This window comes from Streptomyces sp. NPDC093568 (genome assembly GCF_044764945.1).
Classification (GTDB): domain Bacteria; phylum Actinomycetota; class Actinomycetes; order Streptomycetales; family Streptomycetaceae; genus Streptomyces.
Map to the genome: position 1 here is coordinate 900,938 of NZ_JBIWJD010000002.1, position 15,801 is coordinate 916,738.

A 15,801-nucleotide genomic window follows, 5' to 3' on the forward strand; every position below is an offset into this window, starting at 1 on the left:
ACGACGCGAAACAGGAGTCCGTGCACGACATGAGCGACGAGTCGCAGCCGCAGCAGGAGCCGTCCGAGAAGCCGAAACGGCCGAAGCGGACGGGCTGGCGGCGCATCATCCCGACCTGGCGCATGGTGCTCGGCACCTTCGTCATCGGCGTACTGCTGGTCGTCGGCCTGTTCTTCCTCGCCTACTCCATGGTCAAGATCCCGCCGGCCAACGCGCTCGCCACCAAGCAGGCCAACGTCTACATGTACGCGGACGGCTCGGTGATCGCCCGCGACGGCGAGGTCAACCGGGAGAACGTCACCCTGGCGCGGATCTCCAAGGACGCCCAGCACGCGATCCTCGCCGCCGAGGACCGCGACTTCTACAGCGAGTCCGCGGTCGACCCCAAGGCGATGCTGCGCGCCGCGTGGAACACGGCCACCGGCAAGGGCAAGCAGTCCGGGTCCACGATCACCCAGCAGTACGTGAAGAACTACTACCTGCGCCAGGACCAGACCGTCACGCGCAAGGCGAAGGAGTTCATCATCGCGATCAAGCTGGATCGCGAGAAGACCAAGGACGAGATCCTGGAGGGCTACCTCAACACCAGCTTCTTCGGCCGCAACGCCTACGGCATCCAGGCCGCCGCCCAGGCCTACTACGGCATGGACGCCAAAAACCTCGACCCGGCCCGCGCCGCCTATCTGGCCGCGCTGGTCAACGCGCCCAGCGAGTACGACGTCATCGCCCACCCGGAGAACAAGTCCGCGGCCGTCGCCCGCTGGAACTACGTGCTGGACGGCATGGTCACCAAGGGCTGGCTCGACGAGAGCAAGCGGGCGGGCATGAAGTTCCCGATGCCGAAGGAGGCCGCGACGTCCACCAGCCTGTCCGGTCAGCGCGGCTACATCGTGCAGATCGTGAAGGACTACCTGACCCAGAACAAGATCGTCAGCGCGGAGGAGCTGGAGGCCGGCGGCTACCGCATCACCACCACCCTCCAGAAGAAGCGGCAGGACGCCTTCGTCAAGGCCGTCGACGACCAGCTGATGTCCAAGCTGGACAAGAAGAACAACAAGGTCGACACCTACGTCCGGGCGGGCGGCGCCTCCGTCGACCCGAAGACCGGCAAGGTCGTCGCGATGTACAACGGCATCGACTACGTCAAGCAGTACACCCCGAACGCCACCCGCAGGGACTTCCAGGTCGGCTCCACCTTCAAGCCCTTCGTGTTCACCTCGGCCGTGCAGAACGGCTCGACCACGCAGGACGGCCGCCCGATCACGCCGTACACGATCTACGACGGCACCAACAAGCGCCCGGTCCAGGGCTGGAGCGGCGGCTACGACCCGGCGAACGAGGACGACGTCTCCTACGGCGACATCTCGGTGCGCGAGGCCACCGACAAGTCGGTGAACTCGGTGTACGCGCAGATGGCGGTCGACGTGGGCCCCGCGAAGGTCAAGGACACCGCGGTCGCACTCGGTCTGCCGGCCGCGACCCCCGACCTCCAGCCGTACCCCTCGATCGCGCTCGGCACCGCCACCGCCAGCGTCCTGGACATGGCGGAGGCGTACGCGACGCTCGCCAACCACGGCAAGCACGGCACGTACACGATGATCGAGAAGATCACCAAGGACGGCGCCGACGTCATCGAGCTGCCCAAGCGCAAGACCACCCAGGCCGTCAGCCGCGAGGCCGCCGACACCACGACGTCCGTCCTGCAGAGCGTCGTCGACCAGGGCACGGCGACCGCCGCCCAGGCAGCGGGGCGTCCCGCGGCGGGCAAGACCGGTACGGCCGAGGAGGACACCGCCGCCTGGTTCGCCGGCTACACCCCCGACCTCGCCACCGTCGTCTCCGTCATGGGGCAGGACCCGGTGACCGCCCGGCACAAGTCGCTGTACGGCGCGATGGGCCTCGACCGCATCAACGGCGGCGGCGCGCCCACCGAGATCTGGGCCCAGTACACGAAGGAGGCGCTGGAGGGGAAGCCGGTCAGCGACTTCGACCTGCAGCTCGCGGAGGGCGCCGACGTACCGCAGTACCCGACGACCGACCCGACCCAGGGCGACCCGGGCACGGGCGGCCAGGACAACGGCGGCACCACCGGCGACCCGACGACCGGCGGCCAGGACACCGAGGGCCAGACCGGGGGCGAGACCCCGGGTGAGACCGACGGCGGCACCACGGGCGACACCACCGGCGGCACCACCGACGGGGGGACCACCGACGGCGGTGCGGACGGCGGCACGGACACGGGCGGCACCGACGGGGGTACCGACGCCGGCACCACGGGCGACACGACCGGCGGCACGGACACCGGCGGGACGGGCGACGACACCTCCACCGGCGGGACCGACACCGGTGGAGGCGGGGCGACGTCCGGAAACACGGCCGGGACGCTGCTGCGCCGGCCGTGACCGCCGGGGCTCAGTGACCGCTGGTCGCCTTGAGCCCCACCACGGCGACGAGCAGCAGGCAGACGAAGAAGATCCGCGCGGCGGTGGCCGGCTCCCCGAGCACGGCCATGCCGACCACCGCGGCGCCGGCGGCGCCGATGCCCACCCACACGCCGTAGGCGGTACCGATGGGCAGGGAGCGCGCGGCGTAGGACAGCAGCAGCATGCTGGCGACGATGCCGGCGCCGGTGAACAGGCTGGGGACGAGCCGGGTGAATCCGTCGGTGTACTTCATGCCGATCGACCAGCCCACTTCGAGCAGACCGGCGACGACGAGCAGAACCCAGGCCATGACAGGCACCTCCGAGACGTACGACGGGGATCGGCGGTGCGTCGTCTTTGCCTTCGTCCCGGTACGGCGCGTCTCGTCGGGGGTCCTTCAAAGCTAACAAAGGAAACGAGAAAGGGGCTGGTGACCATGGTCACCAGCCCCTTTCTACCGTCGAACCACAGGCAGGAGCCGGACTACAGGTAGAGCCCCGTGGAGTCCTCCGACCCCTCGAACCGGTCCGCGGCCACGGCATGCAGATCGCGCTCGCGCATGAGCACGTACGCGACCCCGCGCACCTCGACCTCGGCGCGGTCCTCCGGGTCGTACAGGACCCGGTCGCCAGTCTCCACGGTCCGTACGTTCTGCCCCACGGCGACGACCTCGGCCCACGCCAGCCGACGGCCGACGGCCGCCGTGGCGGGGATCAGGATGCCGCCACCGGACCGCCGCTCACCCTCGTTGGTGTCCTGCCGCACGAGTACTCGGTCGTGCAGCATCCGGATGGGCAGTTTGTCGTGCTGGGTGCTGTGCTCGTTTCTGTTGGCGCTCACGCTTTGAACCTACCTGCCTTTGCCGCCCGCGTACGCCGTCGGGTCCGCCGTCGCTCAGCCCTTGCGGCGCCGGGTGCCGAGGGCCAGCAGGCCCACGAGACCGACGGCGACGAGGGCGACGGGCACGATGCGCTCGAGCCGGGGTGCGCCCTCCTCGTCGGTGAACCTGGCCGTCACGCCGCTCACGGCCCGGTTCACCTCGACGTAGGCACGTCCGAGGGTGTGGTCGATGTTGGAGACGACCTTGGCCTTGGCGTCGCCGACGATCGTCTTCGGGTGCACGCGCACCCCGATCTCGTCGAGCGTCTCGGCCAGCGCTGCTCGGCGGGCTTTGATGTCCGCCTCGATCTGCGCCGGTGTTCTGGTGTCCGACGTGTCCGCCACCGTACGGCCTCCGAAGTGAAGCTGATGCTGTTTCCGGACAGTCTGTCAGTTCCTCGCCGGACCGCACTGTCAGGCTCCCCGGTTACGCTGGTCCGATGAGCGAGCGACTCCAGCCGGGGGACGTGGCCCCCGCCTTCACCCTGCCCGACGCCGACGGCAACGAGGTGTCCCTGTCGGACCACAAGGGCCGCAAGGTCATCGTCTACTTCTACCCGGCCGCCCTGACGCCCGGCTGCACCAAGCAGGCCTGTGACTTCACGGACAACCTGGAGCTGCTGGCCGGCGCCGGCTACGACGTCATCGGTGTCTCCCCCGACAAGCCGGAGAAGCTCGCCAAGTTCCGCGAGAAGGAGTCCCTGAAGGTCACGCTGGTGGCCGACCCGGACAAGAAGGTCCTGGAGGCCTACGGCGCCTTCGGCGAGAAGAAGCTCTACGGCAAGACGGTCGTGGGCGTCATCCGCTCGACGGTGGTCGTCGACGAGGACGGCAAGGTCGAGCGGGCGCTGTACAACGTCAAGGCGACCGGCCACGTGGCGAAGATCATCAAGGATCTGGGCGTCTGACCGCCCGGCCCGGCCAGTAGCATGGCCGGGCAAGGTCACGCGGCCGTGGTGGAATTGGCAGTCACGCTGGGTTTAGGTCCCAGTGGGGTAACACCCGTGAGGGTTCGAGTCCCTCCGGCCGCACCAACTACTGCGCGAGCAGCTCCCGCACGACGGGCACGAGCGCCCGGAACGCCTTGCCGCGGTGGCTGATCGCGTTCTTCTCCTCCGCGCTCAGCTCGGCACACGTGCGGCTCTCCCCCTCCGGCTGGAGGATGGGGTCGTACCCGAAGCCGTTGGTACCGGCGGGCGCGTGCCGCAGGACGCCCCTGAGCTGCCCCTCGACCACCCGCTCCGTGCCGTCCGGCAGCGCGAGTGCGGCCGCGCAGGCGAAGTGGGCGCCGCGGTGGACGACGTCGATGTCGGCCAGCTGGGCGAGCAGCAGCTCCAGGTTGGCCTTGTCGTCGCCGTGCCGGCCGGACCAGCGGGCCGAGAAGATGCCGGGGGCGCCGTTGAGCACGTCGACGCACAGCCCGGAATCGTCGGCGACGGCGGGCAGCCCGGTCGCCTGCGCCAGGGCGTGCGCCTTCAGCAGGGCGTTCTCGGCGAAGGTGACGCCGGTTTCCTTGACGTCGGGGATCTCCGGGTAGGCGTCCGCGCCGACGAGGTCGTGATCGAGACCTGCGTCGGCGAGGATCGCCCGGAGCTCGGTGATCTTGCCGGCGTTGCGGGTGGCGAGGATGAGGCGGGTCATGGCCTCACAGTAGTGATCGGGCCGGGCCGCGCCCCGACAGGGGCGCGGGGAACTGCGCGACCGGCCACGACGCACCCGAACCGGCCCCGGCACCGCAACCAGGCAGACGCTCGGGGCCCAGCCAGCGCAGCTTTACGGCGTGCAGACCTTCGTCAGTTCGCCCGCCGCGTCCGTGACCCCGCTGATGTCAGGTGTGGTGTCACCGTTCTCGACGGCCGTCTGGACCTCGGTCAAGGCCTTGCGCATGTCCTCGGTGGCCTTGTCGAGGTCGGCGTTGTCCGTCTTGCTGCCGATCTCGTCGAGGTTGTCCCCGATGGACACGATGGCCTCGTCGATCTGCGTCGGGTCGTTCGACGCGCTGTCCACGGCTTGCTGGAGTTCCGTGACGCTGTCTGCGACGGCCTCGGCGGTCTGGACGCAGTCCAGCGCCTTGTTGACGGCGTCGCAGCCGGTGGTCAGCCCGGCCGTCAGCCCGACGGCCACAACGGCTGCGGCGGCTATGGCTATACGGCTCCGGCGGCGTCTGCTCGTGGCCATGCTTGACGATCCCCTCCCTGCACAGGCCTCGCAGGCCCCCGTGTCCACTGGCCGGGCGCACAGCGGTGTGCCGTACGCCCGTACCCCTAGTGACGCCGGGAAGGGCCGCGCGGTTGCCCGCGGCTGAGGCTCTACTTGGTGCGTCCTTTACTTTTCGAGGACGGTATCAAGCGCCTTGCGCTGGAGTTCCGCCAGCTCCCCGCAGCCCGAAACGGCAAGGTCCAGCAGGGCGTTGAGCTCCTCGCGGGCGAAGGGCTCGGCCTCGGCGGTCCCCTGGACCTCGACGAAGCGGCCGTCGCCGGTGCAGACGACGTTCATGTCGGTGTCGGCCTTCACGTCCTCCTCGTAGCGGAGGTCGAGGAGCGGGACGCCACCGACGATGCCGACCGAGACGGCGCTGACGGTGCCGGTGATCGGCTTGCGGCCGGGCTTGATCAGCTTGCGGCCCTGGGCCCAGGCGACGGCGTCGGCGAGGGCGACGTAGGCGCCGGTGATGGCGGCGGTGCGGGTGCCGCCGTCGGCCTGGAGGACGTCGCAGTCGAGGACGATCGTGTTCTCGCCGAGCGCCTTGTAGTCGATGACCGCGCGCAGGGAACGGCCGATGAGGCGGCTGATCTCGTGCGTACGGCCGCCGATCTTGCCCCGGACGGACTCGCGGTCGCCGCGGGTGTTGGTGGCGCGCGGCAGCATGGCGTACTCCGCGGTGACCCAGCCCTCACCACTGCCCTTGCGCCAGCGCGGGACGCCTTCGGTGAAGGAGGCGGTGCACAGGACCTTCGTGTCGCCGAAGGAGACGAGGACGGAGCCCTCCGCGTGCTTGCTCCAGGCACGTTCGATGGTGACCGGGCGGAGCTGCTCGGGGGTGCGGCCGTCGATTCGGGTAACTGAGGAGGTAACTGCCATGGCGTGAGCCTAGCCCCCATACGGAAGGGGCCCCTCCCTCGGCTGCGATCGCCAGGGAAGGGGCCCCTTCCGGTGAACCGGGAGGCTCACATCATGTCTTCGATCTCCGCCGCGATCGGGTCGGCGTCGGTGCCGATGACGACCTGGATGGCGGTGCCCATCTTCACGACGCCGTGGGCGCCGGCGGCCTTCAGGGCGGCCTCGTTGACCAGCGAGGGGTCGCTGACCTCGGTGCGGAGCCGGGTGATGCAGCCCTCGATCTCCTCGATGTTGTCGATGCCACCGAGCCCGGCGACGATCTTCTCAGCCTTGCTGGCCATGTTGCTTCTCCCTGATCCGAACCGCTTTGTCGCAGTAACCCACAGTTGGCCCAACTTCGCGAGCGGTCCTGTCGTCCGTACCGAAGGATGGCGTTCACGACAGCGGAACCGTCCGTCAACTGGTCTACACCACCTTACCGAGGGGCGTCCATGAGTGCCGACAGCTCCGCCATCAGCCCGGCGCGCGCCCGTTGGAACTCCGCGTTCCAGGGCCTGCAGAAAATGGGCCGCAGCCTCCAGCTCCCCATCGCCGTCCTGCCCGCCGCCGGCATCCTCAACCGCCTTGGCCAGCCTGACGTGTTCGGCGACGACGGGCTGGGCTGGACCGATGTCTCCAAGGTGATGGCGGGGGCGGGCGGCGCGCTGCTGGACGGTTCGCTCGGGCTGCCGCTGCTGTTCTGCATCGGCGTGGCCATCGGCATGGCGAAGAAGTCCGACGGCTCGACGGCGCTGGCGGCAGTCGCGGGGTTCCTCGTCTACTACAACGTGCTGCGCCAGTTCCCGGAGGACTGCCCCGAGGGCTCGAAAGCGGTCCCGAACGTCGGCTGCCAGGTGCAGGACGGCTCGGTGACCGTCTTCGAGTACCAGAACCCCGGCGTGTTCGGCGGCATCATGATCGGCCTGCTCGCCGCGTTCTTCTGGGCGCGCTTCCACCGAACGAAGCTGGTGGACTGGCTCGGCTTCTTCAACGGCCGGCGCCTCGTCCCCATCATCATGGCCTTCGTGGCGATCGCGTTCGCGGCGCTGTGCCTGTGGATCTGGCCGCCGATCGGTGACGCGCTGGAGAGCTTCAGCGACTGGATGGACGGCCTGGACGCCTGGGGCGCGGGCGTCTTCGGTGTCGCGAACCGGGCGCTGCTGGTCGTCGGTCTGCACCAGTTCCTCAACGTGCCCATCTGGTTCCAGTTCGGCAGCTACACCAAGCCGGACGGCACGGTGGTGCACGGCGACATCAACATGTTCCTGGCGGGCGACCCGGACGCCGGCCAGTTCACCTCGGGCTTCTTCCCGATCATGATGTTCGCCCTGCCGGCCGCCGCGCTCGCCATCACGCACTGCGCGAAGCCGAACCGCCGCAAGGAGGTCGGCGGGCTGATGCTGTCGGTGGCACTGACGTCGTTCGTCACCGGCATCACGGAACCGATCGAGTACTCGTTCCTGTTCGTCGCCCCGATGCTGTACGTGGTCCACGCGGTGCTGACCGGCGTGTCGATGGCGGTGACCTGGGCCCTGGGCGTCCACGACGGCTTCAGCTTCTCGGCCGGCCTCATCGACTACATCATCAACTGGAACCTGGCGACGAAACCGTGGGCGATGATTCCGATCGGCCTGTGTTTCGCAGCCGTCTACTACGTGATCTTCCGCTTCGCGATCACGAAGTTCGATCTCAAGACGCCGGGCCGGGAGCCCGAGGACCAGGTCGAGGACGTCACAAAGGTCTGAAAAAGGGCTTGATAACGGTCCAGAAAACCCTTGGGAATCGCGGGTTCCTTATCTCACCTTCATCGTGCTACAACAGGTCTACACCACTGAGTGGTGTAGACCACCACCCGATGGAGGAAGTCTATGAGCACCGCCACCTCGCCAACGGCGGCCCCCACGAAGAAGTGGGGCTCCGGTCTGTTCCAGGGCCTTCAGAAGGTCGGCCGCAGCCTTCAGCTGCCGATCGCCGTTCTCCCGGCCGCGGGCCTTCTGCTCCGATTCGGCCAGCCCGACGTGTTCGGCAAGGACGGGCTCGGCTGGGACAAGGTCGCGGCCGTGTTCGCCACCGCCGGTGGCGCGATCTTCGACAACCTGCCGATGCTGTTCTGCATCGGTGTGGCGATCGGCTTCGCCAAGAAGTCGGACGGCTCGACCGCGCTCGCCGCGCTCGTCGGCTTCCTGGTCTACAGCAACGTGCTGAAGGCGTTCCCCGTCACCGAGGCCAAGGTTCAGGCCGGCGCGGACATAGCCGCGACCTACAACAACCCCGGTGTCCTCGGCGGCATCGTCATGGGTCTGCTGGCCGCCGTGCTGTGGCAGCGCTACCACCGCACCAAGCTGGTGGACTGGCTCGGCTTCTTCAACGGCCGCCGTCTCGTCCCGATCATCATGGCCTTCGTCGGCACCCTCATGGGTGTCTTCTTCGGCCTGGTGTGGGAGCCGATCGGTGAGGTCATCGCCGACTTCGGCGAGTGGATGACCGGTCTCGGCGCCGTGGGCGCGGGTCTGTTCGGTCTGATCAACCGCGCGCTGATCCCGGTCGGCATGCACCAGTTCGTGAACACCGTCTCCTGGTTCCAGCTCGGCGACTTCAAGGACGCCGCCGGTGAGATCGTGCACGGCGACCTGAACCGCTTCTTCGCCGGTGACCCGACCGCCGGTCAGTTCATGTCGGGCTTCTTCCCGATCATGATGTTCGGCCTGCCGGCCGCCGCCATCGCCATCGCGCACTGCGCCCGCCCCGAGCGCCGCAAGGCCGTGATGGGCATGATGATCTCGCTCGCCCTGACCTCCTTCGTCACCGGCGTCACCGAGCCCATCGAGTTCGCGTTCATGTTCATCGCCCCGGTGCTGTACGTGATCCACGCGGTCCTCACCGCTCTGTCGATGGCGATCACCTGGGCCCTCGGCGTCCACGCGGGCTTCACCTTCTCCGCGGGCTTCATCGACTACGCGCTCAACTGGAACCTGGCGACGAAGCCATGGCTCATCATCCCGATCGGCCTCGTCTTCGCCGCGATCTACTACTCCGTCTTCCGCTTCGCCATCACGAAGTGGAACCTCCCCACCCCGGGCCGCGAGCCCGAGGAGGAGCTGGAGGACCTCACCAAGGCGTGAGGGTGAGCCGTACGGCATGACGAAGGCCCCGGAACCGGGAAGGTTCCGGGGCCTTCGGCGCGCATACGGGCCTGAACCCCGCACGGGCCGGGCTGGAAAGGCTAGATCTCGTACGTCTGCCGCGGCGCCGCGAGGTGGACCGGGCCGTCGTAGACCTCGCGCGCGTCGGCCAGGTTGACCTGCGGGTCCGTCCACGGCGGGATGTGGGTGAGGACCAGCCGCCGGGCACCCGCCCGCGCCGCCGACTGACCCGCCTCACGGCCGTTGAGGTGCAGGTCCGGGATGTTCTCCTTGCCGTGCGTGAAAGCGGCCTCGCACAGGAACAGGTCCGCGTCGCGGGCGAGTTCGTCCAGGGCGGTGCTGATGCCCGTGTCGCCCGAGTAGGTCAGCGTCTTTCCAGCGTGCTCGATGCGAATGCCGTACGCCTCCACCGGGTGGGCCACGCGTTCCGTGTGCACCGTGAACGGGCCGATCTCGAAGGTGGACGGCTTGACCGTGTGGAAGTCGAAGACCTCGCTCATGGACGAGGCGGTGGGGGTGTCGGCGTAGGCGGTGGTCAGTCGGTGTTCGGTGCCCTCGGGTCCGTAGACCGGAATCGGGTCGCAGCGTCCGCCGTCGTGCCGGTAGTAGCGCGCGACGAAATACGCGCACATGTCGATGCAGTGGTCGGCATGCAGATGACTGAGGAAGATCGCGTCGAGGTCGTAGAGACCGCAGTGGCGCTGCAGCTCACCAAGGGCACCGTTGCCCATGTCGAGAAGCAGCCGGAAGCCGTCGGCCTCGACGAGGTAGCTCGAGCAGGCCGATTCCGCGGACGGGAACGACCCCGAGCAGCCGACGACGGTGAGCTTCATGAAACAGAAACCTCCGCTGGCGGGAAATCCAGAAGATCGGGAATGGGGCGTCGGGGGTCGTGCGGTTTGTCGAGCGTAAGGCGCAAAACCTCCGGTCGCTCCTCCGCAAAGGTCTGTTGTGGGCGAACTCACCTGTGGTGTCACGCGTTCGGCTGGATATGGGACGCGAGTAACGGCAGGTACGTACGAAGCACTCGCACACGAGGGTGGCGAGCGGCGGGGACGGGGGTGCGGAGGGCGCGCGCGGGTGGGGGCGCGCCGGTACCTTCGTCCGTATGGACACGTCATGGTGGCCGGCGCTCGCGGCGGTGGTGCTGCTCGCACTGATCGCCGCGCTCGTGGACGGGTGGGGGCGCGGACGGCGGCCCAAGGGGCGGCGGATCCGGCCGCCGGGGAGGTCCGAACGGCCGAGGCGGGCGCGGCCGGAGCCCGCCGAGATCTGGTGGGCGCGGGTGCCGTACGAGGACGGGGCGGCGCGCGGCGCCTCGGGGAACGGGCGGGCGAAGGACCGGCCGTGTCTGGTGCTCGCGGTGCGCGGGCAGCATGTGACCGTCGCGAAGATCACCAGCAAGTACCGCGACGAGCGGTACGGAGTCATCCCGCTGCCGCCGGGCACGGTCGGGGACGCCCGGGGCCGGGCCAGCTTCCTGGAGACGGCCGAGCTGCGGCTCGTACCGGTGGGGGACTTCCGGCGACGGGTCGGAGTGATGGACCCGGTCGTGTGGGACCAGGTCCGTCACCTCTCGTAGCGGGCGCCGTCACTCGCCCCGGCAGGGCCGAAACCCTGCCGTCAGGGCCTCGCGGACCCCGAGCCGGCGGACCGGCTCACGCCCAGAGCTGCCCCTGGAGCGTCTCGATGGCCTCTTCCGTGGTGGCGGCGGTGTAGACGCCGGTGGAGAGGTACTTCCAGCCGCCGTCGGCCACGACGAACACGATGTCGGCGGACTGCCCCGCCTTCAGCGCCTTGTTTCCGACGCCGATCGCGGCGTGCAGCGCGGCCCCGGTGGAGATGCCCGCGAAGATGCCCTCCTGCTGGAGGAGTTCACGGGTGCGGGTGACCGCGTCGGCCGAGCCGACCGAGAAGCGGGTGGTCAGGACGGAGGCGTCGTACAGCTCGGGGACGAAGCCCTCGTCGAGGTTGCGCAGGCCGTAGACCAAGTCGTCGTAGCGCGGTTCGGCGGCGACGATCTTCACGTCGGGCTTCTGCTCGCGCAGGAAGCGGCCGACGCCCATGAGGGTGCCGGTGGTGCCGAGGCCGGCGACGAAGTGGGTGATGGAGGGGAGGTCGGCGAGGATCTCCGGGCCGGTCGTGGCGTAGTGCGCGCCCGCGTTGTCGGGGTTGCCGTACTGGTAGAGCATCACCCAGTCGGGGTGTTCGGCCGAGAGTTCCTTGGCGACCCGTACGGCGGTGTTGGAGCCGCCCGCGGCCGGGGACGAGATGATCTCCGCGCCCCACATGCCGAGCAGGTCCCGGCGCTCCTGCGAGGTGTTCTCGGGCATCACGCAGACCATGCGGTAGCCCTTGAGCTTGGCCGCCATCGCGAGCGAGATGCCGGTGTTGCCGCTGGTGGGCTCCAGGATCGTGCAGCCCGGGGTGAGACGGCCGTCCTTCTCCGCCTGCTCGATCATGTGCAGGGCGGGACGGTCCTTGACCGAGCCGGTGGGGTTGCGGTCCTCCAGCTTGGCCCAGACGCGGACGTCCTCGGACGGCGACAACCGCGGCAGGCACACCAGAGGGGTGTTGCCCACCGCGGCGAGCGGGGAGTCGTAGCGCATTCGGATCAGGCCATGCCGCCGGCCACGGCCGGCAGGATCGTGACGTTGTCGCCGTCGGCGAGCTTGGTGTTGATGCCGTCGAGGAAGCGGACGTCCTCGTCGTTCAGGTAGACGTTGACGAAGCGGCGCAGCTGGTCGCCGTCGACGATGCGCGCCTGGATGCCCGCGTGCCGGCTCTCGAGGTCGGTGAACAGCTCGGCGAGGGTGTCACCGCTGCCCTCCACCGCCTTCTGACCGTCGGTGTAGGTGCGGAGGATGGTGGGGATGCGGACCTCGATGGCCATGGCTCAGGGCTCCTGTCGGGAGTTAGTCAGTCGGGGGCGCGCGGCAGCGCAGTACAGCGGAGGTGGTGCGTGTGTGAGGCGCCGCGGCTCACGGCCGTACGGCGGCAGGGGTCGCGTCAACAGATGGCGCTGGCGAGCCTGCACAGGTCGACGTGCAGCCGCGCCACGAGCAGCATGCCCGGCGTCTTTTCGCTCACGTCGTGAAAAACCATGGGGTCATCGTATCGATTCCCGGTCCGGCTTTTGGAATGTGATCCCACATCGCGGACGGTTCAGGGCCGGGGAGTGAGACCGTGCTGTTCAGACCGGCTCAGTACGCCTCGACGACCTTGACCTCCTCCTCCGTCACCTCGCGGTCGACGATCCGGAAGGAGCGGAACTGGAAGTCGCCGAGGCCGTCGGTGTCGGCGGTGGAGACGAGGACGTAGTGGGCGCCGGGCTCGTTGGCGTAGGAGATGTCGGTGCGCGAGGGGTAGGCCTCGGTGGCGGTGTGGGAGTGGTAGATGACCACCGGCTCCTCGTCGCGGTCGTCCATCTCGCGGTAGAGCTTGAGCAGGTCGCCGGAGTCGAACTCGTAGAACGTGGGCGACATGGCCGCGTTCAGCATCGGGATGAAGCGCTCGGGGCGGTCCGAGCCGGCCGGGCCCGCGACGACGCCGCACGCCTCGTCGGGGTGGTCCTTGCGGGCGTGGGCGACGATCTGGTCGACGAGGGCCTGGGTGATGGTCAGCATGCCCGTCAGGATAAGCAGAGGGGCCGCCCCGTACCGAGGGATGGTACGGGGCGGCCCACATGCCGGACGCCCTGAGCGGCAGCCGCCGGGAGCGCCACGAGTGCTCCCGAAGGCGGGACGTCCTGGACGGGCAGCTCGGCAACGCCCTGAAGGGGCGCGGGGAACTGCGCGATCAGCCACATCGGAGCCGCAGACGAGCGACGACCCTGCGCGGCCCTTTCAGCGGAGCGCCTAGCCGACCTTTTCGAGCTCCGGCTCGTCGCCGGCGCGCGCCGCGATCTGCGGGTTGCGGCTCTTGAGGACCGCCCAGCCGACGCCCAGGGCCACAGCCCAGCCGGCCGCGACGTACAGGCAGATCCGCGCGTCCTTGTCGTACGCGATCATGAAGGTCACGCCGATGAGGAAGAGGAGCGCGACCCAGCTGAAGAGCGCACCGCCGGGAGCCGGGAAGGACGAGGCGCGCAGCCGGCCCGCGTCGACCGCCGCGCGGTAGCGGATGTGGCTGACGAGGATCATCATCCAGGTCCAGATGCCGGCCGCGGTGGCGACGGAGGTGACGTAGGTGAACGCCTTCTCCGGGACGACGTAGTTCAGGACCACGCCGATGCCCATGAGCGCCACGGAGACCGTGATGCCGACGGCGGGCGTCTTGCGGGAGTTCAGCTTGCCGAACGCCTGCGGGGCCTCGCTGTTGGCGGCCAGGTCGCGCAGCATGCGGCCGGTGGAGTACATGCCCGAGTTGCAGGACGACAGGGCCGCGGTGAGCACCACGAAGTTGACGATGCCCGCGGCGAGCGGGATGCCGATCTTGCCGAAGGCGTGGACGAAGGGGCTCTCGCCCGCGGAGAACTCGGTCCACTTCACGACGGACAGGATGACCAGCAGGGCGCCGACGTAGAAGACGATGATGCGCCAGGGCAGCGTGTTGATGGCCTTGGGCAGGGTCTTCTCGGGGTTCTCGGACTCGCCCGCGGTGACGCCGACGAGCTCGACGGCGAGGTAGGCGAACATGACGCCCTGGAGCGTCATCAGGCTGGAGCCGATGCCGTTCGGGAAGAAGCCGTCGTGCGACCAGAGGTTGGAGACGGTGGCGGTGTCACCGGCGTCGGAGAAGCCGAGGGTGAGCACGCCGAGGCCGATGACGATCATGCCGATGATGGCCGTGACCTTGATCATCGAGAACCAGAACTCGACCTCGCCGAAGATCTTGACGGAGATCAGGTTGACCCCGAAGAGCACCACCAGGAACACCAGGGCGCTGACCCACTGCGGGATCTCGGGGAACCAGAAGTGGATGTAGATCGCGGCGGCCGTGAGTTCGGCCATGCCGGTGACCACCCACATGAGCCAGTACGTCCAGCCCGTGACGAACCCGAAGAACGGGCCGAGGAATTCGCGGGCGTACTCGGCGAAGGAGCCGGAGACGGGCCGGTAGAGGAGCAGTTCGCCCAGGGCCCGCATGATGAAGAAGATGACGACGCCCGCGAGGGCGTACATGAGGATGATGCTGGGGCCGGCCTTGGCGATGTTCGCCCCGGCGCCCATGAACAGGCCGACGCCGATGGCGCCGCCGATCGCGATCATCTGGACCTGACGGCTGCCGAGTCCTCGCTCGTACCCCTCTTCGGGGGCACCCGTGGCCTTCTCGTCAGTGACCTTCGCAGAGGTCATGTGTAGTGCGCCTTTCTCCATGCCGACCCGGACCTTCGTCGGCCCCGGATCGGGTCTCGATCCCCCCGGATTGCTGGAGCTGTGCCCGGCCGACGATCCGTCGGCCACATGGCGCACCCGGCCGAACATTCGGGTGGTGTTCGCCGGGCGTCGTGAAGATTTATCACGGCCGTCACAGTGATCGGCTTTCGGCCGTGTGGCACATCGCACAGGAAGAACCGGACAAAACGCACCGCCGCCACCCATAGCAGGTGGCGGCGGTGACACGATCGTTATCCGGATTTGAGCGTCCGCTGAGCGAACACAAAAGCATCACAAACAGGCACAAGAAGGTCGCGAGAGGGTCGCGAATTACGGCATCAGAGTCCCGACCAGGGTCTCCTGGAGCCCGCCCAGCCACAGGTACGCCATCACCATCGGCTTGCGCGGATCCTCGTCCGGGAGCCGGTAGAGCAGATCCGTGTCGTCCTCGTCGGCGATGTCCAGCCGGGAGCCGATGGCCAGGCGCAGGTCGTTCAGGGCGCCGAGCCACTGCTGGGACTCCTCGACGGAGAGCTTGAGCACCGCGCCGCCCTCACCGGCGGAGGCGGAGCTGAGCGCGTCAAGGGAGCGGACCACCGCGAGCGCGTTGTCCCGCTTGCCGGCCCGCAGGTCGTTCTCGGTGTAGCGGCGGAACTCCGCGGAGTACGCCCGCTGCTCCTCGGCCTCCTTGGCCTGCGGGGTGCCCTCGGGGTCGCTGTAGGCGTCCGGGAACAGGCGTTTGAGGACCGGGTCGGCCGGCGGTTCGCTCGGGCCCTCGGCGAACAGCTCGGCGAGCGGGTCGTCGGGGGCGTCCTCGCCGGGGCCGGGGCCGATGAGCTCCAGGAGCTGCACGGCCAGCGACCGGATGATGGAGATCTCGACGTCGTCGAGGGCGACGGCCGCGCCGCCGCCGGGGAGCGGTTCGAAGGTTCCTGGCAT

19 protein-coding genes, 1 tRNA gene and 1 riboswitch are annotated in these 15,801 nt (G+C 68.8%); of the genes, 6 read left to right on the forward strand and 14 right to left on the reverse strand.

The window, feature by feature from the left end; all coding sequences use genetic code 11:
* Window positions 1–29 precede the first annotated feature (29 nt).
* On the forward strand, window positions 30–2,402 hold the full coding sequence (locus ACIRD7_RS13500) for a transglycosylase domain-containing protein (protein ID WP_403452936.1): 2,373 nt from the start codon (window positions 30–32) through the stop codon (window positions 2,400–2,402).
* Between the two features lie 10 nt (window positions 2,403–2,412).
* Here ACIRD7_RS13500 and ACIRD7_RS13505 read toward each other — a convergent pair whose 3' ends face one another.
* The 3 genes from ACIRD7_RS13505 to ACIRD7_RS13515 all read right to left on the reverse strand — a co-directional run bounded on the left by ACIRD7_RS13505 (window position 2,413) and on the right by ACIRD7_RS13515 (window position 3,647).
* Window positions 2,413–2,733, reverse strand: coding sequence for a multidrug efflux SMR transporter (locus ACIRD7_RS13505; RefSeq protein ID WP_171397540.1), 321 nt, complete (start codon window positions 2,731–2,733; stop codon window positions 2,413–2,415).
* Between the two features lie 35 nt (window positions 2,734–2,768).
* A riboswitch (guanidine-III (ykkC-III) riboswitch) is annotated at window positions 2,769–2,842 on the reverse strand.
* 64 nt (window positions 2,843–2,906) lie between these two features.
* On the reverse strand, window positions 2,907–3,263 hold the full coding sequence (locus ACIRD7_RS13510) for a GroES family chaperonin (RefSeq protein ID WP_403452937.1): 357 nt from the start codon (window positions 3,261–3,263) through the stop codon (window positions 2,907–2,909).
* Between the two features lie 54 nt (window positions 3,264–3,317).
* The gene (locus tag ACIRD7_RS13515) at window positions 3,318–3,647 is read right to left on the reverse strand and encodes a DUF3618 domain-containing protein (protein ID WP_403452938.1); all 330 of its coding nucleotides are present in this window, start codon (window positions 3,645–3,647) and stop codon (window positions 3,318–3,320) included.
* A 95-nt stretch (window positions 3,648–3,742) separates the two neighbouring features.
* On the opposite strand from ACIRD7_RS13515, the gene bcp reads away from it, so the two are divergent.
* Together bcp and ACIRD7_RS13525 are read left to right on the forward strand one after the other, a co-directional pair.
* Window positions 3,743–4,210: a thioredoxin-dependent thiol peroxidase gene (gene bcp, locus ACIRD7_RS13520; RefSeq protein ID WP_403452939.1), complete on the forward strand. Its 468-nt coding sequence runs from the start codon at window positions 3,743–3,745 to the stop codon at window positions 4,208–4,210.
* A 39-nt stretch (window positions 4,211–4,249) separates the two neighbouring features.
* Window positions 4,250–4,336: transfer RNA gene (locus ACIRD7_RS13525), tRNA-Leu, on the forward strand.
* 1 nt (window position 4,337) lies between these two features.
* Here the strand turns inward: ACIRD7_RS13525 and rdgB are convergent.
* The 4 genes from rdgB to ACIRD7_RS13545 all read right to left on the reverse strand — a co-directional run bounded on the left by rdgB (window position 4,338) and on the right by ACIRD7_RS13545 (window position 6,703).
* Entirely contained in the window at window positions 4,338–4,943 is a 606-nt protein-coding gene (rdgB, locus tag ACIRD7_RS13530; RefSeq protein ID WP_403452940.1) for an RdgB/HAM1 family non-canonical purine NTP pyrophosphatase, read from the reverse strand.
* 132 nt (window positions 4,944–5,075) lie between these two features.
* The gene (locus tag ACIRD7_RS13535; RefSeq protein WP_403452941.1) at window positions 5,076–5,480 is read right to left on the reverse strand and encodes a hypothetical protein; all 405 of its coding nucleotides are present in this window, start codon (window positions 5,478–5,480) and stop codon (window positions 5,076–5,078) included.
* A 147-nt stretch (window positions 5,481–5,627) separates the two neighbouring features.
* Entirely contained in the window at window positions 5,628–6,383 is a 756-nt protein-coding gene (gene rph / locus ACIRD7_RS13540) for a ribonuclease PH (protein ID WP_403452942.1), read from the reverse strand.
* Between the two features lie 86 nt (window positions 6,384–6,469).
* Window positions 6,470–6,703 carry a glucose PTS transporter subunit EIIB gene (locus ACIRD7_RS13545; RefSeq protein WP_094217805.1) on the reverse strand — a complete coding sequence of 78 codons (234 nt, stop codon included), beginning with the start codon at window positions 6,701–6,703 and terminating at the stop codon, window positions 6,470–6,472.
* Window positions 6,704–6,853: 150 nt separating this feature from the next.
* Between ACIRD7_RS13545 and ACIRD7_RS13550 the strand changes: the two genes are divergently transcribed.
* Entirely contained in the window at window positions 6,854–8,146 is a 1,293-nt protein-coding gene (locus tag ACIRD7_RS13550) for a PTS transporter subunit EIIC (protein ID WP_403452943.1), read from the forward strand.
* A gap of 123 nt (window positions 8,147–8,269) precedes the next feature.
* Window positions 8,270–9,523 (forward strand): PTS transporter subunit EIIC, encoded by a 1,254-nt coding sequence (locus ACIRD7_RS13555; RefSeq protein WP_403452944.1) that lies wholly within the window; start codon window positions 8,270–8,272, stop codon window positions 9,521–9,523.
* 101 nt (window positions 9,524–9,624) lie between these two features.
* Here the strand turns inward: ACIRD7_RS13555 and ACIRD7_RS13560 are convergent, their stop codons facing one another.
* Entirely contained in the window at window positions 9,625–10,377 is a 753-nt protein-coding gene (locus ACIRD7_RS13560) for an MBL fold metallo-hydrolase (protein ID WP_403452945.1), read from the reverse strand.
* 275 nt (window positions 10,378–10,652) lie between these two features.
* Here ACIRD7_RS13560 and ACIRD7_RS13565 point away from each other — a divergent pair, with 275 nt between their 5' ends.
* Window positions 10,653–11,126, forward strand: a complete 474-nt coding sequence (locus ACIRD7_RS13565) for a type II toxin-antitoxin system PemK/MazF family toxin (protein ID WP_403452946.1) — start codon at window positions 10,653–10,655, stop codon at window positions 11,124–11,126.
* A gap of 76 nt (window positions 11,127–11,202) precedes the next feature.
* On the opposite strand, the gene ACIRD7_RS13570 is transcribed toward ACIRD7_RS13565, so the two are convergent.
* From ACIRD7_RS13570 to ACIRD7_RS13595, 6 genes are all read right to left on the reverse strand, one after another.
* Window positions 11,203–12,153 (reverse strand): PLP-dependent cysteine synthase family protein, encoded by a 951-nt coding sequence (locus ACIRD7_RS13570; protein WP_403452947.1) that lies wholly within the window; start codon window positions 12,151–12,153, stop codon window positions 11,203–11,205.
* A gap of 5 nt (window positions 12,154–12,158) precedes the next feature.
* Window positions 12,159–12,437, reverse strand: coding sequence for a MoaD/ThiS family protein (locus ACIRD7_RS13575; protein ID WP_403452948.1), 279 nt, complete (start codon window positions 12,435–12,437; stop codon window positions 12,159–12,161).
* Between the two features lie 116 nt (window positions 12,438–12,553).
* The gene (locus ACIRD7_RS13580; RefSeq protein ID WP_316959376.1) at window positions 12,554–12,649 is read right to left on the reverse strand and encodes a putative leader peptide; all 96 of its coding nucleotides are present in this window, start codon (window positions 12,647–12,649) and stop codon (window positions 12,554–12,556) included.
* A 98-nt stretch (window positions 12,650–12,747) separates the two neighbouring features.
* Window positions 12,748–13,170, reverse strand: a complete 423-nt coding sequence (locus tag ACIRD7_RS13585; RefSeq protein ID WP_403452949.1) for a Mov34/MPN/PAD-1 family protein — start codon at window positions 13,168–13,170, stop codon at window positions 12,748–12,750.
* Window positions 13,171–13,401: 231 nt separating this feature from the next.
* On the reverse strand, window positions 13,402–14,841 hold the full coding sequence (locus tag ACIRD7_RS13590; protein ID WP_403452950.1) for an amino acid permease: 1,440 nt from the start codon (window positions 14,839–14,841) through the stop codon (window positions 13,402–13,404).
* A gap of 351 nt (window positions 14,842–15,192) precedes the next feature.
* Window positions 15,193–15,801 (reverse strand): DUF2017 domain-containing protein, encoded by a 609-nt coding sequence (locus ACIRD7_RS13595; protein ID WP_403452951.1) that lies wholly within the window; start codon window positions 15,799–15,801, stop codon window positions 15,193–15,195.